Source organism: Knoellia remsis (genome assembly GCF_003002895.1).
GTDB lineage: Bacteria > Actinomycetota > Actinomycetes > Actinomycetales > Dermatophilaceae > Knoellia > Knoellia remsis.
Map to the genome: position 1 here is coordinate 37,498 of NZ_PVTI01000007.1, position 23,617 is coordinate 61,114.

22 protein-coding genes are annotated in these 23,617 nt (G+C 70.9%); 11 read left to right on the plus strand and 11 right to left on the minus strand.

Annotation, left to right across the window (positions count from 1 at the left end):
• Positions 1-13 precede the first annotated feature (13 nt).
• Together BCF74_RS17545 and dapE are read right to left on the minus strand one after the other, a co-directional pair.
• Positions 14-745: an LOG family protein gene (locus BCF74_RS17545; RefSeq protein WP_218279207.1), complete on the minus strand. Its 732-nt coding sequence runs from the start codon at positions 743-745 to the stop codon at positions 14-16.
• A gap of 93 nt (positions 746-838) precedes the next feature.
• Positions 839-1,921, minus strand: coding sequence for a succinyl-diaminopimelate desuccinylase (dapE, locus tag BCF74_RS17550; RefSeq protein ID WP_218279203.1), 1,083 nt, complete (start codon positions 1,919-1,921; stop codon positions 839-841).
• A gap of 104 nt (positions 1,922-2,025) precedes the next feature.
• On the opposite strand from dapE, the gene dapD reads away from it, so the two are divergent.
• Positions 2,026-2,946, plus strand: coding sequence for a 2,3,4,5-tetrahydropyridine-2,6-dicarboxylate N-succinyltransferase (dapD, locus tag BCF74_RS05835; protein WP_106297019.1), 921 nt, complete (start codon positions 2,026-2,028; stop codon positions 2,944-2,946).
• On the plus strand, positions 2,946-3,836 hold the full coding sequence (locus tag BCF74_RS05840; protein WP_106297020.1) for a hypothetical protein: 891 nt from the start codon (positions 2,946-2,948) through the stop codon (positions 3,834-3,836). The genes dapD and BCF74_RS05840 overlap by 1 nt, the downstream gene beginning before the upstream one ends.
• Positions 3,837-3,938: 102 nt before the next feature.
• On the opposite strand, the gene BCF74_RS05845 is transcribed toward BCF74_RS05840, so the two are convergent.
• Positions 3,939-5,237 (minus strand): citrate synthase, encoded by a 1,299-nt coding sequence (locus BCF74_RS05845; RefSeq protein ID WP_106297021.1) that lies wholly within the window; start codon positions 5,235-5,237, stop codon positions 3,939-3,941.
• A 323-nt stretch (positions 5,238-5,560) separates the two neighbouring features.
• Between BCF74_RS05845 and BCF74_RS05850 the strand changes: the two genes are divergently transcribed.
• A complete protein-coding gene (locus BCF74_RS05850) occupies positions 5,561-6,007 on the plus strand; it encodes a DoxX family protein (protein ID WP_106297022.1) in 447 nt (148 codons plus the stop codon).
• 51 nt (positions 6,008-6,058) lie between these two features.
• On the opposite strand, the gene dapC is transcribed toward BCF74_RS05850, so the two are convergent.
• Together dapC and fdxA are read right to left on the minus strand one after the other, a co-directional pair.
• Entirely contained in the window at positions 6,059-7,198 is a 1,140-nt protein-coding gene (gene dapC, locus BCF74_RS05855; protein WP_106297023.1) for a succinyldiaminopimelate transaminase, read from the minus strand.
• Positions 7,195-7,521, minus strand: a complete 327-nt coding sequence (fdxA, locus tag BCF74_RS05860; RefSeq protein WP_106297095.1) for a ferredoxin — start codon at positions 7,519-7,521, stop codon at positions 7,195-7,197. Before fdxA ends, dapC begins: the two co-directional genes overlap by 4 nt.
• A gap of 21 nt (positions 7,522-7,542) precedes the next feature.
• Here fdxA and BCF74_RS05865 point away from each other — a divergent pair, with 21 nt between their 5' ends.
• Positions 7,543-8,550, plus strand: coding sequence for a GNAT family N-acetyltransferase (locus BCF74_RS05865; protein WP_170070148.1), 1,008 nt, complete (start codon positions 7,543-7,545; stop codon positions 8,548-8,550).
• Between the two features lie 12 nt (positions 8,551-8,562).
• On the opposite strand, the gene BCF74_RS05870 is transcribed toward BCF74_RS05865, so the two are convergent.
• Genes BCF74_RS05870 through BCF74_RS05895 form a run of 6 tightly spaced genes read right to left on the minus strand, consistent with a single transcriptional unit; the run spans position 8,563 to position 15,991 of the window.
• Complete coding sequence (locus BCF74_RS05870) at positions 8,563-10,329, minus strand: VanW family protein (RefSeq protein WP_146132884.1); 1,767 nt, start codon at positions 10,327-10,329, stop codon at positions 8,563-8,565.
• A gap of 30 nt (positions 10,330-10,359) precedes the next feature.
• Entirely contained in the window at positions 10,360-10,860 is a 501-nt protein-coding gene (locus BCF74_RS05875) for a flavin reductase family protein (RefSeq protein ID WP_106297026.1), read from the minus strand.
• Positions 10,857-11,741, minus strand: a complete 885-nt coding sequence (gene mshB, locus BCF74_RS05880; RefSeq protein WP_106297027.1) for an N-acetyl-1-D-myo-inositol-2-amino-2-deoxy-alpha-D-glucopyranoside deacetylase — start codon at positions 11,739-11,741, stop codon at positions 10,857-10,859. The genes BCF74_RS05875 and mshB overlap by 4 nt, the downstream gene beginning before the upstream one ends.
• Positions 11,741-13,555, minus strand: coding sequence for an ABC transporter substrate-binding protein (locus tag BCF74_RS05885; protein WP_245889240.1), 1,815 nt, complete (start codon positions 13,553-13,555; stop codon positions 11,741-11,743). The genes mshB and BCF74_RS05885 overlap by 1 nt, the downstream gene beginning before the upstream one ends.
• Positions 13,556-13,608: 53 nt before the next feature.
• A complete protein-coding gene (typA, locus tag BCF74_RS05890) occupies positions 13,609-15,516 on the minus strand; it encodes a translational GTPase TypA (protein WP_106297028.1) in 1,908 nt (635 codons plus the stop codon).
• A 13-nt stretch (positions 15,517-15,529) separates the two neighbouring features.
• A complete protein-coding gene (locus BCF74_RS05895) occupies positions 15,530-15,991 on the minus strand; it encodes a (deoxy)nucleoside triphosphate pyrophosphohydrolase (protein ID WP_106297029.1) in 462 nt (153 codons plus the stop codon).
• Positions 15,992-16,183: 192 nt separating this feature from the next.
• On the opposite strand from BCF74_RS05895, the gene BCF74_RS05900 reads away from it, so the two are divergent.
• The 7 genes from BCF74_RS05900 to BCF74_RS05930 all read left to right on the plus strand — a co-directional run bounded on the left by BCF74_RS05900 (position 16,184) and on the right by BCF74_RS05930 (position 23,516).
• Positions 16,184-17,857 (plus strand): ABC transporter substrate-binding protein, encoded by a 1,674-nt coding sequence (locus BCF74_RS05900; RefSeq protein ID WP_106297030.1) that lies wholly within the window; start codon positions 16,184-16,186, stop codon positions 17,855-17,857.
• A gap of 101 nt (positions 17,858-17,958) precedes the next feature.
• Positions 17,959-18,969 (plus strand): ABC transporter permease, encoded by a 1,011-nt coding sequence (locus BCF74_RS05905; RefSeq protein ID WP_106297031.1) that lies wholly within the window; start codon positions 17,959-17,961, stop codon positions 18,967-18,969.
• A complete protein-coding gene (locus BCF74_RS05910) occupies positions 18,966-19,976 on the plus strand; it encodes an ABC transporter permease (protein ID WP_106297032.1) in 1,011 nt (336 codons plus the stop codon). The genes BCF74_RS05905 and BCF74_RS05910 overlap by 4 nt, the downstream gene beginning before the upstream one ends.
• An 8-nt stretch (positions 19,977-19,984) precedes the next feature.
• Complete coding sequence (locus tag BCF74_RS05915; protein WP_106297033.1) at positions 19,985-21,052, plus strand: ABC transporter ATP-binding protein; 1,068 nt, start codon at positions 19,985-19,987, stop codon at positions 21,050-21,052.
• Positions 21,049-22,293, plus strand: a complete 1,245-nt coding sequence (locus tag BCF74_RS05920) for an ABC transporter ATP-binding protein (protein ID WP_106297034.1) — start codon at positions 21,049-21,051, stop codon at positions 22,291-22,293. The genes BCF74_RS05915 and BCF74_RS05920 overlap by 4 nt, the downstream gene beginning before the upstream one ends.
• Positions 22,294-22,474: 181 nt before the next feature.
• The gene (locus BCF74_RS05925; RefSeq protein ID WP_106297035.1) at positions 22,475-22,783 is read left to right on the plus strand and encodes a 4a-hydroxytetrahydrobiopterin dehydratase; all 309 of its coding nucleotides are present in this window, start codon (positions 22,475-22,477) and stop codon (positions 22,781-22,783) included.
• The gene (locus BCF74_RS05930; protein WP_106297036.1) at positions 22,776-23,516 is read left to right on the plus strand and encodes a VIT1/CCC1 transporter family protein; all 741 of its coding nucleotides are present in this window, start codon (positions 22,776-22,778) and stop codon (positions 23,514-23,516) included. Before BCF74_RS05925 ends, BCF74_RS05930 begins: the two co-directional genes overlap by 8 nt.
• Positions 23,517-23,617: the final 101 nt, after the last annotated feature.

Sequence of the window (23,617 nt, forward strand, 5' to 3'; positions counted from 1 at the left end):
AGCAGCCTAGGCGTCACTCGGGGTGCATGCCGGTGCCCTCGGGCACCTCGGCCCGGGAGCGGTCCGCGCGCACGATCGTCGCGACCGCCTCGTCAACGTCGTCGGTCACGGTGACGAGGTCGAGGTCCTTGGCGCTGATCGTCCCCGCCGCGAGCAGCGAGCCGCGCAGCCAGTCGAGCAGTCCCTGCCAGTAGGCCGTGCCCATGAGGATGATGGGGAACGACGTGACCTTCTGGGTCTGGACGAGGGTGATCGCCTCGAAGAGCTCGTCGAGGGTGCCGAACCCACCGGGCAGCACGACGAACCCCTGCGCGTACTTGACGAACATCGTCTTGCGGGCGAAGAAGTAGCGGAAGTTCACGCCGAGGTCGACGTACTCGTTGAGACCGGTCTCGAAGGGCAGCTCGATCCCGAGGCCGACCGACGTGCCACCGGCCTCGAGGGCGCCCTTGTTGGCCGCCTCCATCGCGCCGGGGCCGCCCCCGGTGATGACGGCATAGCCTGCCTCCACGAGCGCGGCGCCGACGTGCTGCCCGAGGGCGTAGGTCGGGTCGTCCGGCTTCGTGCGGGCCGAGCCGAAGACGCTCACGGCCGGGCCGAGCTCGGCGAGCGCACCGAAGCCCTCGACGAACTCGGACTGGATCCGCAGGACGCGCCACGGGTCGGCATGCACCCAGTCGGCCGGGCCGCGGCTGTCGAGGAGCCGCTGGTCGGTCGTCTCCTCGGGGACGGCCGAGCGCCGCATGAGGACCGGCCCCTTGTGGTAGTCGCGCGTACCGTCCCAGGGCTTCTGCGCGCCAGTGGTGTCGTCGGAGCTGGTGTTCGTCACGGCACCAACCTAGGCGAGCCACCTGAGCATGGCGGCCTCGGCCGACTCGAGCTGGCTGACGGGGCAGCGCTCCTCGTCGTGGTGGGCGAGGTTGGGGTCGCCCGGGCCGAAGTTCACCGCGGGCACGCCCATCGCCTGGAACCGCGCGACGTCCGTCCAGCCCTGCTTGGCGATGACCTCGACACCGAGGGCGTCGACGAACGCCTTGGCCGCCGGCAGGTCGAGCCCGGGCCGCGCTCCCCCGGCGTTGTCGGTCACGGCGAAGGTGAACCCGTCGAACACCTCGTGCATGTGCGCGACGGCGTCGTCCTCGGTGAGGTCGGGCGCGTAGCGATAGTTCACCGTCACCGTCGCCCGGTCGGGGATGACGTTGCCGGCGATGCCACCGGAGATGCCGACCGCGTTGAGTGCCTCACGGAACTCCAGTCCGTCGACGACCACGGTGCGTGGTTCGTATGCCGCGAGGCGGCTGAGCACGTCGGCGAGGTCGTGGATGGCGTTGTGCCCGTTCCACGGACGCGCGGAGTGCGCCGCAGTGCCCTTGGTCGTGAGGTCGATGCGGAGAGTGCCCTTGCAGCCGCCCTCGACGATCGAGCCGGTCGGCTCGAGGAGCACGGCGAACTCGGCGTCCTCGATGAGCTCGGGGCGCTGCTGCTGGATGTGCAGCAGCCCGTTGTACTCGCTCTCGATCTCCTCGCCCTCGTAGAAGACGTAGGTGACGTCGCGGCTCGGTGCCGGCACCGTGGCGGCGAGGCGGAGCTGGACGGCGACGCCGCCCTTCATGTCGACGGTGCCGCGACCCCAGAGGACCTCGCCCTCGTCGCCGCTGCCCGGGAGACGACGCGTCGGGAGGTTCGGCGGGTCGGTGAGCGGGACCGTGTCGATGTGCCCGGCGAGGACGACCCGTTCGCCGCGCCCGAGGTCGGTGCGGGCGACGACGGTGTTGCCGATCCGCGTCACGGTGAGGTGCGTCAGGGCCGTCAGCGCCTCCTCGATGGCGTCCGCGAGGGCCGCCTCGTCGAGGCTGACGGACTCGATGTCGCACAGGGCGGCGGTGAGGGTGACGACGTCGGAGCTGAGGTCGAGCGGCATACCGGCGACCCTATCGACCACGACGTGGAGCGCCGCGCAGGCCGCCGGTCCGCACACCGGGAGCCGTCAGGGAGCGGTCAGGTCGGCCCCCTAGGCTTGGGCGCATGACTGCGCGCACGGCATACGGCTTCGGCCTGCTCACCCTCCACGGAGACACCGTTCTCGACGCCTGGTTCCCCGCTCCGGCCCTGGGCGAGGCCGGCGACGCCACCGCCCCGGAGGGACTCGAGGCACTCGCCGTCGGCGACGACGCCCGCGGCGTCACGCGTGAGGTTCGCCGCGTCGAGATCGACCTCGACGCCGCCCCTGAGGACACCGCCGACGCGTGGCTGCGCCTCCACCTGCTCTCGCACCGGCTCGTCACGCCGAACTCGATCTCGCTCGACGGCATCTTCGGCGCGCTGACCAACGTCGTGTGGACGAGTGCCGGCCCGTGCGCCGTCGACGGCTTCGAGGAGACCCGGCTGCGGCTGCTCGCCCGCGGGCCGGTGCAGGTCTTCGGCGTCGACAAGTTCCCCCGCATGACCGACTACGTCGTGCCCGCGGGCGTCCGCATCGCCGACGCCGACCGGGTCCGGCTCGGCGCCCACCTCGCGAGCGGGACGACCGTCATGCACGAGGGCTTCGTCAACTTCAACGCCGGGACGCTCGGCACCTCCATGGTCGAGGGGCGGATCAGCCAGGGCGTCGTCGTCGGCGACGGCTCCGACATCGGCGGCGGCGCGTCGACGATGGGCACCCTCTCCGGCGGCGGCACCGAGCGCGTCGCCATCGGCGAGCGCTGCCTCCTCGGCGCCGAGTCCGGTCTCGGCATCGCCCTCGGTGACGACTGCGTCGTCGAGGCCGGCCTCTACGTCACCGCGGGCACCAAGGTGACCCTCCCCGACGGCTCCGTCGCCAAGGCGGCCGAGCTGTCCGGCCAGTCGAACCTGCTCTTCCTGCGCAACTCGGTGACCGGTGCCGTCGAGGCCCGCCCCCGCGACGGCCACGGCATCGTCCTCAACTCGGCCCTCCACGCCAACTGATGCGCACGACCCGCGGCGGCATCACCCTCGCCGAGGAGTCCCCCCGGCGAGGTCGGTCGCGCTGGGTCGCCCGGGGAGTCATCGTGGCGCTCGTCGCGGTTCTGGCCCTCGGGGCCTGGGTGGGCGGCCGGCAGCTGCTCGGAGACTTCGTCGGCCCTCGGTGCCAGGCGACGGCCGCGGACACGACCGTCGACTTCGACCCCGAGCAGATGAGCAACGCCGCGACCATCACGGCGCTCGCGCTGCGGCGCGGCCTGCCGGCCCGGGCGGCGACGATCGCGCTCGCGACGGCCATCCAGGAGTCGAAGCTGCGCAACATCCGCTACGGCGACCGCGACTCCGTCGGACTCTTCCAGCAGCGCCCGTCCCAGGGCTGGGGCACCGTCGAGCAGATCCTCGACCCGGAGTACTCGACGAACAAGTTCTACGACGCCCTCGTCAAGGTCGACGGCTGGCAGGACGCGAGCATCACCGAGGTCGCCCAGGAGGTGCAGCGGTCCGCCTACCCCGAGGCCTACGCCGACCACGAGATGGAAGGGCGTGTCCTCGCGTCGACCCTCGCCGGGCACACGGAGCGCTCCCTCGGCTGCCGGCTCGACGACCCCCAGGGCGAGGCCGACGTCGACATGATCGGGCGTCTGCTCGAGAACGAGTACCGCCTCGACGCGTCGGCCGGTGAGCGCGCCGGGACGCTCACTGTGGAGGTGCCGAACGACCAGATCGGCTGGTCGGTCGCCCAGTGGTCGGTCGCGAAGGCCGTCGACACCGGCATCACCGGGGTCACCTACGGTGACCGGACGTGGACGCGCAGCAGCGACTCCTCGGCCTACGAGTGGCAGCGCGCCGACCCGCCCGCACCCGACGGCCAGGTCGTGCTCCACCTGAACTGAGCACCACCCGTGACGAAGGGCCCCACGCCGTGCAGGCGTGGGCCCTTCGTCCGTTCGTGGCGTATGCCGTCCGCTCACCCGAGCGGCCCGACTCGCCGCCGCTCAGCGGTCGCCGATGGCGCGGTAGTCGCGCTCGGTCTCGCCGGTGTAGACCTGCCGCGGGCGGCCGATCTTGGTCGCGGGGTCCTCGATCATCTCGCGCCACTGCGCGATCCAGCCCGGGAGCCGGCCCATGGCGAACAGGACGGTGAACATCTTCGTCGGGAAGCCCATCGCCTTGTAGATGAGGCCCGTGTAGAAGTCGACGTTCGGGTAGAGCTTGCGCTCGATGAAGTAGTCGTCCTCGAGGGCGCGCTGCTCGAGCTGGAGGGCGATGTCGAGCAGCGGGTCGCCGACGCCGTCCTTGTTGAGGATGGTGTCGGTCGTCTTCTTGATGATGGCCGCGCGCGGGTCGTAGTTCTTGTAGACCCGGTGCCCGAAGCCCATGAGCTTGACGCCGTCCTCCTTGTTCTTCACCTTCTTGACGAAGGTGTCGACGTCACCGCCGCTCTCGAGGATGCCGTCGAGCATCTCGAGGACGGCCGAGTTGGCGCCGCCGTGCAGCGGGCCGGAGAGGGCGTGGATGCCGGCCGAGACCGAGTTGAAGAGGTTCGCGTGGGCGGAGCCGACGAGGCGAACCGTCGACGTCGAGCAGTTCTGCTCGTGGTCGGCGTGCAGGATGAGCAGTTGGTCGAGCGCCTTGACCATGTCGGGGTCGATGTCGTAGTCCGTCGCCGGGACACCGAACGTCATCCGCAGGAAGTTCTCGGTGAGCGAGAGCCGGTTGTCCGGGTAGAGGAACGGCTGGCCGATGCTCTTCTTGTACGCGTAGGCCGCGATCGTCGGCAGCTTCGCGAGGAGGCGGATCGTGGAGATCTCGACGTGCGCCTTGTCGAAGGGGTCGAGGCTGTCCTGGTAGAAGGTGCCGAGCGCGGACACGGCGGAGGAGAGCACCGGCATGGGGTGGGCGTCGCGCGGGAAGCCACGGAAGAACGACTTGAGGTCCTCGTGCAGCATCGTGTGCTGGCGGACCCGCTCGGTGAAGTCCTCGAGCTCGGCCTCCGTCGGCAGCTCGCCGTAGATGAGCAGGTAGGACACCTCGAGGAAGCTGGACTTCTCGGCCAGCTGGTCGATCGGGTAGCCCCGGTAGCGCAGGATGCCGGCGTCACCGTCGATGTAGGTGATGGCGCTGGTGCAGGACGCGGTGTTGACGAACCCGATGTCGAGGGTCGTGTCGCCGGTCTCCTTGAGCAGCTTGGCGATGTCGTAGCCGTCGTTGCCCTCGGTCGCCTTGACGATCGGGAGGTCGAGGGTGGTGTCGGCGACCGTGAAGGTGGCGGAGGTCGCGGAGTCAGTGCTCATCGTTCAGATCAGTCCTTAAACGTCTTGAGGCGAGGCCGCAGGTGGTGCGTCGCTCACGCACGAGTGACGCTACCTCAGGGGGACGAGCGTCCGGCAAGGGTGGTCTCGCGCCAGACCCCCTGACCCGGCACCGAGCCGGCCCTGACCCGGCCCTGACCCCTCTCGCCCCGGCCCTGCCCCGTCACGGCACCGGCCTTGACCCCGCCCTGACCCGGTGGTCAGGTTCTCGTCAGGTGCCGGTCAGGTGACGGTCAGTCGCGCTGCCTACGGTGCGGTCACCGGGCCGCGCGCCCGGAGCCCCTGCCGCCACCGAAAGGTCACCCATGCCCACCCTCCCCGCTCCGGCCCGCGACGTCCTGCTCCTCCTCGCCCGCCTCGGTCTCGGGATCACCTTCTTCATGCACGGCTGGCAGAAGCTGACCGCCCAAGGCGTCTCCGGCACCCAGAAGGCCTTTGCGAGCATGGGCGCTCCCCTGCCCGACGTCACCGCCGTCGTCGCGATCGTCCTGGAGGTCGTCGGCGGCCTCGCCCTCCTCGCGGGCGCCTTCACCACACTCGTCGGCGTGGTCCTCGCCGTCCACATGGCCGCGGCGGCCCTCATCGCCCACCTCGGCAACGGCTTCTTCGTCGCGAACGGTGGGCCCTCCTACGTCATCGCGCTCGGCGCGGGCGCGCTGGCCCTCGCCGCGGCGGGCGCCGGCCGGTTCGGCCTCGACGCGGTGCTCAGCCGTGGAGCGCGCGAGCGGGTCGGGGACCCGGCAGCTGCCTGAGGGCAGCCGCCGGAGGGCGGCTGCCGGAGGGCGGCTGTCCGAGGCGGGCGGTCAGGCTCCGGGCGCAGCGAGCCTGGCCGCCGCCGCCGCGATGTGCTCGTCGTCGGCGGTCAGCGCGATCCGCACGTGCTGCCCGCTCGCGGGCCCGTAGAAGGTGCCGGGCGCCGCGAGTATGCCGCGCGCGGCCAACCGGTCCAGGGTCACCCAGGCGTCCTCGCCGGCGCTCGCCCAGAGGTAGAGCCCGGCTTCGCTGTGGGTCACCTCGAGGCCGAACTCGCGCACCGCAGGCAGCAGGACTGCCCGCCGCGCGGCATACCGCGCCTTCTGCTCCTCGACGTGGGAGCTGTCGGACACCGCTGCGGTGAGCGCGACCTGGACCGGCCACGGCGGGATCATCCCGGCATGCTTGCGCACCTCGAGCAGCCGGCGCACGAGGGCCGGGTCGCCGGCGACGAAGGCGGCCCGGTAGCCGGCGAGGTTGGACTGCTTCGAGAGCGAGTAGATGCAGAGCAGGCCCTCGTGCGACCCGCCCGTGACCCGCGGGTCGAGGATCGACGGCGTCGTCGGCGGCTCGCCGGCGCGACGGTCCTCGCGCCAGTCGAGCTCGGCGTAGCACTCGTCGCTCGCCACGACGACACCGTGGCGGCGCGCCCAGTCGACGACCTTGGCCAGGTGCTCGACCCCGAGGACCTGACCCGTGGGGTTGCCGGGAGTGTTGAGCCACAACAGCTTCGGCGTCGTCGCCGGCGTGAGGGGGCCGAGCGCGGCGAGCCCGTCGACGGCGAGGGGCGCGGCTCCCGCGAGGCGGGCGCCCACGTCGTAGGTCGGGTAGGCCACCGACGGGAAACCCACGACGTCACCGGCGCCCAGCCCCATGAGCGTCGGCAGCCATGCGACGAGCTCCTTGCTGCCGATCGTCGGCAGCACCCCGTCGGGGTCGACGTCCGGCACGCCACGACGCTCCGCGAACCACGCCGCGACCGCCTCGCGCAGGGCCGGCGTCCCCCACGTCTGCGGGTAGCCCGGCGCGTTCGACGCCGACCGCAGCGCCTCCTGCACGACCTCGGGCGTCGGGTCGACCGGCGTCCCGACCGAGAGGTCGACGAGCCCGAGGCCGTCGGGCACCACAGCAGAACTCGCCCGCTCCTTGACCGGAGCGAGCGAGTCCCAGGGGAAGTCGGGAAGCTTCATTCGTCGTGGACCTGCGGCGGCAGGTCCGCGATGAGCGGGTGGTCCTTGGGGATGAGACCCATCTTGGCCGCACCACCGGGGCTGCCGAGGTCGTCGAAGAACTCGACGTTGGCCTTGTAGTAGTCGGCCCACTGCTCGGGGATGTCGTCCTCGTAGTAGATCGCCTCGACGGGGCACACCGGCTCGCAGGCGCCGCAGTCGACGCACTCGTCGGGGTGGATGTAGAGCGATCGCTCACCCTCGTAGATGCAGTCGACCGGGCACTCCTCGATGCAGGCCTTGTCCTTGAGGTCGACACAGGGCTGCGCGATCACGTACGTCATGCCCTCCATAGTATGCGGAGCGTGTCCGCCGCATTCGACGCCGTCCACATCGGGGCGCGGGTCGTCGTCCGGCACCGGCTCGACCCCGCCGAGTCCGCTGCCGTGCCCGGCCGGCCGTCGCTCACCGACAGCGTCGGCGAGCTCCTCGAGCGCACCCCCTCGGCCGTCGTCGTCGCCACTCGCCGGGGTCCGGTGACGATCCCGCGCGACCGCATCGTCGCCGCGAAACCCCTCCCCCCACGCCCTGTTCGCCGCGGCGCCCCGCACCGGGCCGTCGGCATCGACGACCTCCAGCGCACCATGGTCGACGCGTGGCCGCCGATGGAGCGCGAGCGCCTCGGCGGCTGGCACCTGCACGCCTCGCGCGGCTTCACCGGCCGCGGCAACTCCGCCCTGCCGCTCGGGGACCCGGGCGTGCCGGTCGACGAGGCGGTCACGCGCACCGAGCAGTGGTATGCCGCGCGCGGCCTGCCGTCGACGTTCATGGTCGCCAGACCCGTCGGGTTCGACGTCACCGCCGACCGGGTCGGCGCGGTCCTGCTCGAACGCGGGTACACCGACCGTGTCCCCACGCTCACCCTCACGGCGTCGTCCCGAGTCGTGGCCGAAGGGCACGCTCCCGACGTCGCCGTCGAGACCGGGACCGAGCTCACCGACGAGTGGCTCGAGGCCATGGCCACGTACCGCCGGATCGACGAGGTCGCGGCCCGGGCGATCTTGACCGGCTCCTCCCGACAGGTGTTCGCGACGGTCCGGGACGGCGGTCGGCCGGTCGCCATCGGCCGGCTCGGTGAGGGCGTCGGCTGGGCCGGTGTTGCGGCGATGTGGGTGGCGCCGACCCACCGTCGTCGCGGTCTCGCGCGCGCCGTCGTCGGTGAGCTCGCGCGCTCGGCGCGCGCGGACGGCATACCGTCACTGCACCTGCAGACCGACTCCGACAACGCGGCGGCACTCACCCTCTACGAGGGCCTGGGGTTCGAGCGGCACCACGCCTACGTGTACCTCACGCGCCCGCACCGGGACCCGTGAGGCGCCCCGGCACTACTTCGCGTCGGGGTGCGTGCAGGTGACCTTGTTCTCCGGCTTGTAGCGGGTGAAGAACTTGTCGGTCTTCACGGTCGCGCCGTTCTGCTTGAACGTGCGCGTGACGGTGACGTCGAACCCGACGTTGGGGTTCATCGTGATGCACTTCGGGGAGTCGTCGGTGAAGGACTTCCACTGCACGATGTTGCTCCGGGAGCTCTTCGACGCCGTGATGTCCCACTTCTTGGTGCCGTAGAACGCGACCGTGATCTGGCCGCCGGTCGAGCTGGCGACGATGCGGATGCCACCGTCGGTGGTGTTGACGAAGCGCATGTCGAGGTCGGGCCAGGACAGCGTCGCCTCGCGCCCCTCGGGGTAGCGGGAGATGTAGAACCCGTGCGGCTTGTACTCCTCGAACTTCATGCCGGCGAAGAAGGCCGCGTTGAACACCGTCGTCGACACCTGCGAGGTGCCGCCGCCGTAGTTCTCCTCGAGGCGGCCGCCGTTGATGACGCCACCCTTCTCGTAGCCCTTGTCCGGCGTGCGCTGTCCGAGGGCGGCGTTGAGGCTGAAGGTGCCACCCGGCGGGATGTACATGCCGTTGATGGTGCGGGCGGCGATGCGGATGTTCGTCACGCGGCCGCCGCCGTTGGGGTCGAAGTAGGTGGTGAAGGTGGACACCAGCCCCTTCGGGAGGGTGGCCTTCGCCTCCTCGGTGGTGAACTTCGGCTGGGTGACCTTGACCGGGATGGTGGCCGTGCGGTCGGCAGAGGTGAGCGCCGGGGTCACGGCCGCGACGATCTTGCTCTCGTCGAGCGCGAGGCCGGTGCGGGCCGGGACCACCTGCGGCTGGCCGCCGCGGTAGCGCACCGTGGCGTCCTTCGCGTCGACGGTGACCTCGGCGTCCTCGCCCGCGTCGTGGACTGCGTCGATGATCTTCTTGTCGTCGAACTTCGGCGTGACCTTGCCGTTGGCGTCGGCGGGGAAGCTGATGGCCGGTGCGAGCGCCTTCGCGGACACCTCGAAGGACTTCTCCCCCGCCTTGACGGTGACGGGACCGGACATGGCCTTGTCGGCGAACTCGGTCTTGACCCGGGCCAGCTCGTCGGCCGTGACCTTGGGTGCCGACTCGTTGACCGGTGCCACGAGCGGGGAGGTGCGCGGCCACGACTCGGCCACGGCGTCGACCGTCTTCTCGACGTCGACGGTCCGGCCCTTGACCGGCTGGACGACGGCCACCTTGCCTCCGGCGACGGAGATCGAGCCCTCCTTGGCAGCGACGGCGAGCGGCTTGGCCGCGGCCGTGACGGCCGCGGTGAGCTTGTCGGTGTCGACTTGTGTGACGAGGGGGCGCGTCACGCCACCGGTGAGCTGGTTGACGATCTTGACCGGGCTGAGGCTGAAGCCGGTGAGGTCCTCGACGGACGCGTCGAGGTCGGCGGTGAGACCCGCCTGGACCGGGTTGAGCGTCGCGGTGGCCTCGCCGACCTTGAGGGTGACGGGGGCGGAGACGCGCTCCTGGATCCCCTTCTCGAGGGTGGACCGGGCCTGGGCGGTGCTCTGCCCGCCGACCTGGACACCACCGATCTTCGTGTCGCTCGGCGTGCGCCCGCTGGCCCACGCGGCGGCTCCGACGTAGGCGGCGATGAGGACGAGCAGTCCGCCGACGAGGGCGAACACCGCGGTCCTGCGGCGTCGCGGCGTGGTCGCCTCGCTGTCGAACTCGTCGATCATCTGCTGGTCCTTGCCGGTGGTTGTGGTGACGATGGTAGGGGCAGACGGCACGCGCGACGCGCGCCGACACGACTCCCGGGCTCAGGTGAGCGCGGAGTACGCCCCCCTGAAGTGTACGAGAGCGGGCCGGGTGCTCCGTCCGAGTGCGCTCACCCGGACCTCCGCCACGACGATGCTGTGGTCGCCGGCCGGATGGATGTCGCGCACCGCGCACTCGAAGGTCGCGAGGGCGTCGTCGAGGAGCGGGACCCCCAGATCGCCCCGGTGATGGGCGACCCGGTCGAGCTGCCCCGGGAGCGGCCGGCCGGGCGTGGCGAACCAGTCGGCGGCGGCCCGCTGGTCGGCAGCAAGGACGCTCACCCCGAACACGCCTGCCTCCCGCACCGCGTCGTGGAAGCGGGCGTCGGTCTCGACGCAGACGAGCAGGAGCAGCGGATCGAGCGAGACACTCGTCACCGTGTTCGCCGTCAAGGCGTGGTCGTGACCACCCGCGGTGGTCGCGACGACGCAGACGCCCTGGGCGAGCCGCCCCATGGCCAGCCGGAAGGCCCCGGCCGCCGCTTCCTCCTCGGGCGTCCTCATCGCTCCTCCCCCGTGAGCCCTCGACGTCGCCGGTCGCGTCCACCGGCGGCGCCGAGCAGCTCACCGGTCTCGGGGTCGAGCACGGCATAACCCTCGCGGCCGGCGAGGCGGGCCGCGATGTCGTTGGACAGGGCGAACCAGCCGTCACCCACGACGACCTGCGTCGCGTGCGCCCGAAGCGCCTCCTGCTGGCGTGGCACGACACCGGGGTCGACGACCGCATGGGTCACGAGCTCGTCCGCGACCACGGACGGCGCGACGGGATCGCCAGCCGCTGGGACGGCATACCCGGCCTCGTCAGGCACGTGCTCGACGAGCCAGGCGCGATCCTCGAGGACCCACGAATGCGGCGTCACGGTCACGAAAAGCGTTGGTGCAGAGGGCATCTCGGCGAGCGCCCAGCGCACCGCATCATGGACCCTGATGTGGTCCGGATGGCCGTAACCGCCGTTCTCGTCATAGGTGACGACGACATCGGGGTCGACCTCGTCGATGACCCGGCGCACCTCGGCGGCGACCTCTTCCAGGTCTGCCGCGGCGAAGGCACGCGGGTGCTCGAAGGCAGCGGAGCCGACCATCCCGGAGTCGCGGTATGCCGTCCGCGCGCCGTCGCGCCCAGCCGCCAGCAGGTGGTGGGTCACCCCGAGAACCTCGACGGCGCCGGCGAGCTCACCGCGACGGTGCTCGGCCAGAGGATCTCCCTCGGCGCCCTCGAGGTGGGCGAGCTCGGCCGGGATGACCTCGCCCTCCTCCCCCAGGGTGCAGGTGAGCACATGGACGTCGTCCCCGCGGGCGACGTGGTGCAGGATCGCCACGCCCGTCGCCAAGGTCTCGTCGTCGGGGTGAGCGTGGACGAAGAGGAGCCGGTGCGGCGCCGACATCACCGGACCGCGATGTCGGCGAACTCGACGACGCCCCCGGTGACTTCGTTGACCGAGAGGTTGCGGACGTCGCTGCCCGCGATGTAGAGCGCGCGGCGCTCCGCCAGCCCGATGTAGGCACCGAGCGTCTGCAGCCGCACGTCGAGCGCGGCCCAGGCCTTCTCGCGTTCGGCGCGGTCGGCGATGGTCGGGATGCGCTTGATCTCGGCGTCGATGGCGGGGTCCCTGAAGTACCCGTAGTCACGCCCCGGACCGGCTGCGGTGAGGTTGATGGTGCTGTCGAAGAGCGCCGGAAGGATGGTGCTCGCCGAGGCCCAGGCGGGAGCCCAGTTCGACCAGAAGACGTCGTAGGCCCCCGCCGCCTGGGGACGGGCGATCGTCGTGAAGTACTCGTCGTCGAGCTTGCTGACCGTGGGGGCGAACCCGGCCTCGGTCCAGCCGGCCACGAGTGCAGCCATGGCCTTGTCGGCCGTCGGGCTGGAGCGGTAGGCGACGCGGATGGGGACCGGGAGCGTGAGCTTGGCCTCGGCGAGCAGGGCCTTGGCCCGCTCGGGGTCACCTCGACGGCCCGACTTGAGTGGGTCCTGTTCGTGGTGGGCCGGGAGGGCGGAGGGGATGAGGGTGCGACTGGGGCGGGCCGTCGTCGCACCGCCGAGTGCGGTGACGTAGGCCTCGCGGTTCGTGGCGACGGACAGGGCCTGGCGTGCCTGCGGCGTCGCGAAGACCTTGCTGCGCAGGTTGGGCACGAGGTAGTCCACGAGCCCGGTTCCGGCGGTGGCGGATCGTCGGCTGAGCGCGTTGACGGTGACGATGTTCTGCTGGATCGCCGGCGGGACCGACCCGAGCGAGACCGCGGCCCGGGAGTTCTCGCCGTCGGCGATGATCTGCTGGGCGACCGTCTGGGTCTCGATGCCCTCCTGGTACTCGATCCGGTCCGGGTAGGCCTTGCGCACGACGTCGGTGGACTCCTTCCACGCCGGGTTGCGGACCCAAGTGCCTCCCGTCGAGGCGCGCCAGGGCGACGCCAGCTTGTAGGGCCCGTTCGAGAAGACGGCGAAGGTGCCCTTGTCGCGCTGGTCCTTCTCCTTCTTCACCGGCGCGAAGGCTGCCTGCGTGACCATCTCGTTGAAGTCGCTCACCGGCGCACTGAGCGCGAAGGTGATCGTCCGGTCCTTGCAGGTGACCGCCGTGTCGTATGCCGCCTTGCCGGCCGTGGTGGCCGGGCTCGCCGGTGCATACGGACCGGCGTAGACCGAGGTGCCGTCGGGGTTCTTCGGGACGGCCAGCACCGCGAGTGCGTCCGTCGCGCCCCCGGTGATGACCGTCGTGGCGAACGAGCGGGAGATGCCGTACTTGACGTCCTCGCACGTCACGGGGCTGCCGTCCTCCCACGCCACCCCGTCGCGCAGCGTGAACGCCCAGGAGGTCAGGGTCTTGTTCGGCTTGCCCGTGTCGGTCGCCAGGTCCCCGACGAGGCCGGCCTGCTTGCCCGCGTCGATGCTCGGGGCGTAGGCCGTGAGCGTGCGCAGGAACGTGCGTCCGGCGAACGCGGCGTCGTCCCGCGAGGAGATGCGCTGGGGGTCCCAGGCGAGCACCGGGCCGAGCGACATCGCCTTGAGGGTGCCGCCCTTGTCGTCGGTGCGTTCCGCCGCGGCGGTGGTCTGGGGCGTGGCCGCCTCGTCGTCGCCACCGAGGACACTGCATCCGGCGATGCCCGCGACGAGGGCCGCTGCCACGGCGCCCGCGGCGATCGTCTGGCGTCGCCGGTCACGAGGCCGACGGCGAGTCTGGTGGCGGTCGCTGCGCGTGGTCACGTCGGTGATGCTCCCTGCTGTTCCTGTGCCCTCGGTGAGAGGGGCCGCCTCGGTCAGGCCTTGCGCGCCCGGGCGGCCGAGCGGGCGCGGACGGTCTGGTCGAGCTCGACCTTGCGGATGCGCACGGCGTCCGGGGTCACCTCGACGCACTCGTCCTCACGGCAGAACTCGAGCGACTGCTCGAGGCTGAGCCGACGGGCCGGGACGACCTTCTCGAAGTTGTCGGCGGAGGAGGCGCGCACGTTGGTGAGCTTCTTCTCCTTGGTGATGTTGACGTCCATGTCGTCGGCGCGCGAGTTCTCGCCGACGATCATGCCCTCGTAGACCTCGGTGCCGGGCTCGGTGAAGAGCGCACCGCGCTCCTGCAGGTTGACCATCGCGTAGGACGTCACCGCACCCGCGCGGTCCGCGACGAGCGAGCCGCTCGTGCGCGTGGTGATCGGGCCGAACCACGGCTCGTAACCCTCGAAGACGTGGTGGGCGATGCCGGCGCCACGGGTCTCGGTGAGGAACTGGGTGCGGAAGCCGATGAGCCCGCGCGACGGCACGAGGAACTCCATGCGCACCCAGCCGGTGCCGTGGTTCGTCATCTGCTCCATGCGGCCCTTGCGGGCGGCGAGCAGCTGGGTGATCGCGCCGAGGAACTCGTCCGGGGTGTCGATGGTGAGCCGCTCGACCGGCTCGTGCAGCTTCCCGTCGACCTGCTTGGTGACGACCTGCGGCTTGCCGACGGTGAGCTCGTAGCCCTCACGGCGCATCTGCTCGACGAGGATCGCGAGCGCGAGCTCGCCACGGCCCTGGACCTCCCATGCGTCCGGGCGCTCGGTGGGCAGCACGCGCAGCGAGACGTTGCCGATGAGCTCCTTGTCGAGCCGGTCCTTGACCATGCGCGCGGTGACCTTGGTGCCCTTGGTCGGGCCACGGCCGACGAGCGGGCTCGTGTTCGTGCCGATGGTCATGGAGATGGCCGGCTCGTCGACGGTGATGACGGGCAGCGGGCGCGGGTCCTCGGCGTCGGCGATGGTGTCGCCGATCATGATGTCGGGGATGCCGGCGATGGCGATGATGTCGCCGGGGCGGGCGGCCTGCCCCTCGTCGAGCGGCTTGCGCTCGAGCGCCTCGGTCATGAGCAGCTCGGTGATGCGGACCCGCTCGATGGAGCCGTCGTGCTTGCACCACGCGACCTGCTGGCCCTTGCGAATCTCACCGTTGTGGACGCGGAGCAGGGCGAGGCGGCCGAGGAAGTTCGAGGCGTCGAGGTTTGTGACGTGCGCCTGGAGCGGGGCGTCGGTGTCGTAGGTCGGCGCCGGGATCGTCTCGATGATCGTCCTGAAGAGCGCCTCGAGGTTCTCGTCCGCGGGCAGGTCGCCGTCACCGGGACGCTCGAGGGACGCCCGGCCGGCCTTGGCGGAGGCGTAGACGATGGGGAACTCGATCTGCTCCTCGCTCGCGTCGAGGTCGATGAACAGCTCGTAGACCTCGTCGACGACCTCCTGGATGCGCGAGTCCGGACGGTCGACCTTGTTGATGCACAGGACCACCGGCATCTTCGCGGCGAGCGCCTTGCGCAGCACGAAGCGGGTCTGCGGCAGCGGGCCCTCGGAGGCGTCGACGAGCAGGACGACACCGTCGACCATGGACAGGCCGCGCTCGACCTCGCCGCCGAAGTCGGCGTGGCCGGGGGTGTCGATGATGTTGATCGTCAGGCCGTCGGCGAGTCCGGCGTCGGCCGCCGCCTTGCCGGCGTAGTGCACGGCGGTGTTCTTCGCGAGGATGGTGATGCCCTTCTCGCGCTCGAGGTCGCCGGAGTCCATCACCCGCTCCCCCGTGCTCTCGACGGTGGCGCGCTCGGCGAAGGCGCCGGACTCCCAGAGCATCTTGTCGACGAGGGTGGTCTTGCCGTGGTCGACGTGCGCGACGATGGCGACGTTGCGGATGTCGTCGCGAGTGGTGATGGGCATGATGCCCAGTGTCTCAGGGTTTGGCGCGGGGACGAAAACGCGCGGCGACCGCCTCGACGACCGGCAGGTCCGCGGGCAGCCACGCCACGGCATACAGGTCGTCCTCGGTCACCCACCGCAGCGCGTCGTGGTCCTCGATCGGCGCGGGCTCGCCTGCCGTCACCGTCGCGAGATGCACGGTCATCGCGTATGCCGTCCCGAGCGGCCAGCGGCCGCGCTCCAGCGGGCCGTCGACCCGGTCGCCGAGGGCGACCTCGACCCCGAGCTCCTCGCGGATCTCCCGGTGCAGCGCCTCCGCGCAGGTCTCCCCCGGGTCGACCTTGCCGCCCGGCAGCTCCCACCCACCGGCAAGCGCCGCCGGCTCGGTGCGGCGGGCGGCGAGCAGCCGGGTCGGAGCCACGAGATCGTCGACGATGGCCGCCCCGACCACCTCGACCGGCGCCGGCGCGGAGCTGCGCGGCGTGCTGTGACCCATCCGGGACGTCCTCTCGTGCGCGGGTCTCACTCCGATAAACAATGACCGACCTCGGCTCGGTCCGCGACAAATGTCGCTAGGGTCAACCCGTCCGAGGCAGCGTGGCACGGCACACCCGCGCTCGCTGCATGGTCGCACCACCGCTCGGGAAGCCAACCGTGGCCCCGGGCTCGCACATCAAGCGAGGTATTCATGAAGTACACGCGGAAGGCCGCACCTGCCGCCGTGGCGGCGCTCGCCCTCACTCTCACCGCCTGCGCCCAGTCCGACCGTGAGGACGGCGGTGACGCCGGCAGCGGCGGCGGCGACGTCAAGGACACCATCACGTTCGGCGCCGCCGGCGCCCCCGAGCTCTTCGACCCCTACTACGCCACCGACGGCGAGACGTTCCGCGTCACCCGCCAGATGATGGAGGGCCTTGTCGGCATCAAGCCCGGCACGGCCGAGATCCAGCCCGAGCTCGCCGAGAGCTGGGAGCCGTCGGCCGACGGCAAGACGTGGACCTTCAAGCTCCGCCAGGGCGTGAAGTTCTGGGACGGCGAGCCGTTCAACGCCGAGGCCGTCTGCTACAACTTCGAGCGCATGTCCGACCAGAACGAGGTCGCCCAGGGTGGCCCGGCCGGCTACTGGGCCGACGTCATGGGCGGCTTCAAGTCCGACGGCGCGGCCGCGCTCTACCAGGGCTGCGAGGCGACCGACGAGAGCACCGCGGTCATCAAGATCAGCCGCTCCACGTCGAAGTTCCCGACGGCCCTCTCGCTCGACTCCTTCTCCATGCAGTCGCCGAAGGCGCTCAAGGAGGGCGACGCCAACAACGTCACCAAGCAGGGTGACGGCTTCGGCTACCCCGCCTACGCCAAGAACCCGGTCGGCACCGGCCCGTACAAGCTGGACAAGTACGACGAGGGCAACAAGACGGTCACGCTCGTCCGCAACGACGACTACTGGGGCGAGAAGGCCAAGACGGCCAAGCTCGTCTTCAAGATCATCCCGGACGAGTCCACGCGTCGTCAGGAGCTCGAGGCCGGCAGCATCGACGGCTACGACCTGCCGAACCCGGCCGACTGGGGTGGCCTGGAGCAGGCCGGCAACCAGGTGCTCATCCGTCCGGCGTTCAACATCATGTACGTGGGCCTGAACCCGAAGAAGAACCCCAAGCTCAAGGACCTCAAGGTCCGTCAGGCCCTCTACTACGCCCTCAACCGTGAGCAGCTGGTCAAGACGCAGCTGCCGGAGGGCGCCAAGGTCGCGACGCAGTTCATGCCCGACACCGTCTCCGGCTTCAACAAGGACCTGCAGCCCTACGCCTACGACAAGGCCAAGGCACAGCAGCTCCTCAAGGAGGCCGGCGCCGAGGGGATGACGCTCCAGTTCGCCTACCCGTCCGAGGTGTCGCGTCCCTACATGCCGGACCCGCAGAAGATCTACGAGGCGCTGCGCGCCGACCTCGAGGCCGTCGGCATCAAGGTCCAGGTCGTCACCGCTCCGTGGAACGGCGGCTACCTCGACACCGTCGACAACGGCGGCTACGACGCGTGGCTCCTCGGCTGGACCGGTGACTACGACTCGCCGGACAACTTCATCGGCACGTTCTTCGGCAACCTCAAGGCCAACGACTTCCAGACCTCGGTGACGTCCTACGGCGCCCAGCTCTCGAAGGACCTCGAGGCCGCCGACGCCATCGTCGACGAGGCCGAGCGCGCCGCGGCATACGAGAAGGTCAACCAGCAGATCATGGAGCAGGACCTGCCGGGTCTGGCGATCAGCCACTCCCCGCCGGCCCTCGTGGTGAGCGAGAAGGTCAAGGGCCTCACCCCGAGCCCGCTCACCGCTGAGACGTTCTCCTCGGTGACCGTCGAGAAGTGACCCGGAGCAGGTGACGTAGTCCACCGCTTCGACAAGACTGTGGCCGTCCCAGCAGCGACGCTGGGGCGGCCACAGTCACGAGTCAAGGAGAACTCCATCCCGTGATCAGGTTCATCGTCCGGCGGCTGCTGCAGATGGTCGGCGTCGTCGTCATCCTGTCGCTGCTCGTCTTCGCGTGGCTCAAGGCCCTCCCCGGCGGCACCGTGTCCGCCCTGCTGGGTGAGCGGGCCACGCCGGAGCGGCGCGCCGCCCTCGAGAAGGCGCTCGGCCTCGACCAGCCCATCTACGTGCAGTACTGGGAGTTCGTCAAGCGCGCCGTGCGCGGCGAGTTCGGCGCCAGCACCGGTGTGCAGCCCGGCACCGACGCCTTCGACGTCTTCCTCACCCGCTTCCCCGCGACGATCGAGCTGGCCGTGTGCGCGCTCGTCCTCGCGATCGTCCTCGGCATCCCGCTCGGCTACCTCGCGGCCCGCCGCCGCGCGTCCCTCTTCGACAACACGTCCATCGTGTTCTCCCTCATCGGCATCGCCGTCCCCGTCTTCTTCCTCGCGTTCCTGCTCAAGTACTGGTTCGCGGTGAAGCTGCAGTGGCTGCCGGTGTCCGGACGCCAGGACCCCGGCATCGACGCCACCCGGGTCACCGGGTTCTTCGTCCTCGACGGCCTGCTCACGCGCGAGTTCGACGCCTCCTGGGACGCGCTCAAGCACCTCATCCTGCCGTCGCTCGCGCTCGCGACGATCCCCTTCGCCGTCATCTTCCGGATCACCCGCGCCTCGGTGCTCGAGGTGCTCGACGAGGACTACGTGCGCACCGCCGAGTCCAAGGGCCTGACGAACCGGATCATCCGCGGTCGGCACGTGCTGCGCAACGCGCTGCTCCCGGTCGTCACGACGATCGGCCTCCAGACCGGCGGGCTCCTCGTCGGCGCCGTCCTCACCGAGCGGGTGTTCTCGTGGGGCGGTCTGGGCGACGCGCTGGCGATCGCCTTCCAGCGCCGCGACTACGCGGTGCTCCAGGTGTGCATCCTCATGGCGGCGGTCACCTATGTCGTCATCAACCTGCTGGTCGACATCGCGTATGCCGTGATCGACCCCCGAGTGCGGACGAGGTGACCCGCGTGCCGAACCCCCTGAACCCGCGTGGCAAGAAGGAACGCATCGACGCCCTCGCCGCGACGAGCGCCGACACCTCGGGCGGCGGCGTGGCCGTCGCGACCGTGGACGACGCCGGTCACGTCGAGGAGAGCACCGGTGTCTCCCTGGTGGCGAGCGCCTGGCAGCGGCTGCGCCGCAACCCGGTGTTCCTCATCGGTCTGACGATCACGACGTTGTTCGTGCTGCTCGCGATCTTCGCGCCGCTCATCGCGCCGCACGACCCGGCGGACCCGATCCTGCTACCCGAGGTGCGCCCGCAGACGAACCCCATCCCGCCGGCCCGCGAGGGCTTCCCGCTCGGCGCCGACAACGCCGGTCGCGACATCCTCTCCCGCCTCATCGTCGGCAGCCGGCAGACCCTCGTCGTCGGCGTCATGGCGACGCTCTTCGGGCTGCTCGGCGGACTCACCCTCGGCACGCTCGCCGGCGCCTTCGGTGGGTGGGTCGACTCGGTCGTCATGCGCGTCGTGGACGTCATGCTCTCGATCCCCTCCCTGCTGCTCGCCTTCTCGATCGCGGCCATCGCGGCCCGCGCGAGCCAGTGGACGGTGATCATCGCCATCGCCGTCGTGCAGGTGCCGATCTTCGCCCGGTTGTTGCGCGGGTCGATGCTCGCCCAACGAGCCAGCGACCATGTGCTCGCGGCGCGCGCTCTCGGCGTCAAGGAGTCGGCGATCGTCTTCCGGCACATGCTGCCGAACTCACTCGGCCCGGTCATCGTCCAGTCGACGCTCGTCGTGGCCACGTCGATCATCGACGCGGCAGCCCTCTCCTTCCTCGGGCTGGGCAACCCCGACGACCGGCAGCCGGAGTGGGGCCAGATGCTCGGCAAGGCCCAGCCGTACATCTACGACCACCCTGCCCTGGCCGTGTGGCCGGCCCTCTGCATCATCGTCGTCGCGCTCGGCTTCACCCTCATGGGTGAGTCGCTGCGTGAGGCACTCGACCCCAAGAGCCGGAGGTGACCTCGGCGATGACCGACACCCTCAGCACCAGCCAGCAGCACCGCAACGACGACACGCCGCTGCTCTCCGTCCGTGACCTCAGGGTCACGTTCCACCGCTCCGGTGAGGAGCCCTTCGTCGCCGTCGACGGCGTGAGCTTCGACCTGCGCCCCGGCGACACGCTCGGCATCGTCGGCGAGTCCGGCTCGGGCAAGTCCGTCACCTCGCTCGCCATCATGGGCCTGCTCCCGAAGCGCGGCGTGCGCGTCGAAGGTGAGGTGCTCTACAACGGCACCAACCTGCTGACGCTCAGCCCGGACCAGATGCGCGACCGCCGCGGCGCGGAGCTCGGGATGATCTTCCAGGACCCGCTCTCGTCGCTGAACCCGGTCGTCCCCATCGGTGTCCAGGTGACCGAGGTCCTCGAGCGGCACCGCGGCATGTCCCGCAAGGCAGCCACTCCCCTCGCCCGCGAGATGCTCGACCGCGTCGGCATCCCGGACCCGGACCGGCGGCTCAAGGACTACCCGCACCAGCTGTCCGGCGGCATGCGCCAGCGCGCCCTCATCGCCATGGCCCTCGCCGCCGCGCCGCGCGTCCTCATCGCCGACGAGCCGACGACGGCCCTCGACGTGACGATCCAGGCGCAGATCCTCGCGGTCCTCAAGGACCTCGTCGAGGACACCGGCACCGCGATGATCATGATCACGCACGACCTCGGTGTCGTCGCCGGTCTCGTCGACCGCGTCAACGTCATGTATGCCGGCCGCGTCGTCGAGGCGGCGGAGCGGCACCCGCTCTTCGCCGACCCACGCCACCCCTACACGTGGGGGTTGCTCCAGTCGATCCCGCGCCTCGACGGCGCTCGGGGCGAGCGGCTCAACCCGATCCCCGGCTCGGTCTCGGACAACCTGCCGTGGACGAGCGCCTGCGCGTTCGCGCCGCGCTGCTCGCAGCCCATCGAGGTGTGCACCCAGCGGACACCGGAGCTCGTCGAAGATCACGGCCGGTCGCTGCGGTGCTTCAACCCGATCCAGCACGGGCGGCCATCGCCCGATGCCGACACCACCAGAGGCACTTCGGAGGTGACCCGATGAGCGGGGTGCAACCCAGCGCCACCGATACGAGTGGTGCGCAGTCCACGGACGGCGCGCACACGGCATACGGACACGACGACCGGAACGACGACGTCCTCGTCGACGTCCGCGGGGTCAAGGTCCACTTCCCCATCAAGCGCGGCGTCATCTTCGACAAGACGGTCGGCCACGTCTACGCCGTCGACGGCATCGACCTGCAGATCCGGCGCGGCGAGACCTATGGGCTCGTCGGCGAGTCCGGCTCCGGCAAGTCCACGCTCGGACGCGCGATCCTCAACCTCGAGCCGCCGACCGAGGGCAGCGTCGAGTTCGACGGCATCGACATCGCCTCGCTCCAGGGCGAGGAGCTGCGGCGCAAGCGCCAGGACATCCAGATGGTCTTCCAGGACCCGATGGGCAGTCTCGACCCGCGCCAGTCCGTCGAGTCGCTGCTCCTCGAAGGGATGAAGGCGCACGGCCTGACCAAGGACGGCACCGAGGCGAGTCGGCGGTTGCGCGAGCTGCTGTCCGCAGTCGGGCTGCCGGTCGCGGCGCTGAAGAAGTACCCGCACGAGTTCTCGGGCGGCCAGCGCCAGCGCATCGGCATCGCCCGGGCGCTGTCGGTGAACCCCAAGCTCATCGTCGCCGACGAGCCGGTGTCCGCGCTCGACGTGTCGGTCCAGGCGCAGGTCATCAACCTGCTCGAGGACCTGCAGGAGGAGTTCGGGCTGACCTACCTCGTCGTCGCCCATGACCTCGCCGTCGTGCGGCACATCAGTGACCGCATCGGGGTCATGTACCTCGGCGGGATCGTCGAGGAGGCACCGGCCGACGCGCTGTATGCGACGCCACTGCACCCCTACACGCGGGCGCTCATGTCGGCCGTGCCGGTGCCCGACCCGCTCGTCGAGGACCGACGCGAACGGATCATCCTCACCGGGGACCTGCCCTCGCCATCCAACCCGCCCTCCGGGTGCCGCTTCCACACGCGGTGCCCGTGGCGGCAGGAGACGAAGTGCGACACGGAGCGGCCGGTGCTGCGCGTGCCGGACATCCCCGGCGTCGCGGCCGACCACCGGGTGGCCTGCCACTGGGCAGAGCAGATCGAGTCCGGCGAGATCCAGCCGCACGAGGTGACGGCCGAGTTCGTCGAGCAGCACGCGGGTGGCGGCGACGGCTCGCTCATGGGCCCGGCGACGGCCGTCGAGGCGATGGTCCACCACCCGGGCAACACCGCCGGTGGTGGCGGCGGCGGCGGCTGACGCGGGCAGGTCGGCGGCATCTGCTGCGCCGGTGGCGCCACCGGAGCAGACGCTGGTCAGGGGCGCAGCCATGGGTGCGCCCCTGGCCACGACCTGCGCCGCTGACGACGCGGCTAACGGCGCGGCTGCGCGGGCACCCGCCGGTCGCCCGCCGGGTGGCGCGTCGTGCCAGAGTGGTGTCATGGCACGACAGCTGACCGACGAGGAGATCGAGCGCCAGCTCGCGGACCTGCCGCTCTGGACGCGTGACGGAGACGCCATCGTCGCAACGATCGAGGCGCCGGACTTCCCCGCCGCCATCCGCATCGTCGACGAGGTGGCCGAGGTCGCCGAGGAGATGAACCACCACCCGGACATCGACATCCGGTGGCGGACGACGACGTGGCTGCTCACGACCCACGACGCCGGCGGGCTGACCCAGCTCGACATCGAGCAGGCCCACCGGATCGTCGAGATCGCGCGCCGACACGGCGTCGACGTCGATGGCTGAACCGGCCACGACGGCCGGCCCGCCTCCCGTCCCCGGCCACGACGAGCCGCACGACTCCACCATCGGCGAGCGCCTCAACTGGCTGCGTGCCGGCGTCCTCGGAGCCAACGACGGCATCGTCTCGACGGCCGGCATCGTCATCGGTGTCGCCGCCGCGACGACGTCGCGCCCGGCCATCCTCACCGCCGGGCTCGCCGGCCTCGCCGCGGGAGCGATGAGCATGGCCGTCGGTGAGTACGTCTCGGTGAGCACCCAGCGCGACACCGAGCGGGCTCTGCTCGCCAAGGAGCGGCGTGAGCTGCGTGAGGAGCCGGAGGCCGAGCTCGACGAGCTCACCGAGATGTATGCCGAGAAGGGCCTCTCCCCCGACCTCGCCCGCGAGGTGGCCGAGCAGCTCACGGCGCACGACGCGCTCGCGGCCCACGCCGAGACCGAGCTCGGGATCGACCCGGAGGCGCTGACGAACCCGTGGCAGGCCGCCTTCGCGTCGTTCGTGTCCTTCACGGTCGGGGCGCTGCTGCCGCTCGTCGCGATCCTCGTCGTCGGTGTCTCGGCTCGCGTGCCGGTGACGGTGGCCGCGGTCGTCGTGGCGCTGCTCGTGACGGGGTATGCCAGCGCCCGGTTGGGTTCGGCGCCCGTGGGACCGGCGGTGCGGCGCAACGTCATCGGTGGCCTGCTCGCCATGGCCGTCACCTACGCGATCGGCTCCCTCGTCGGCACCCAGGTCCACTGAGTCCCCACTGATTGCCCGTTCTGGTCACCCCGACCCCCACTGATTGCCCGTTCTGGTCACTCCCACCCCCACTGATTGCGCACAGTTCGCATCCGCGGCGG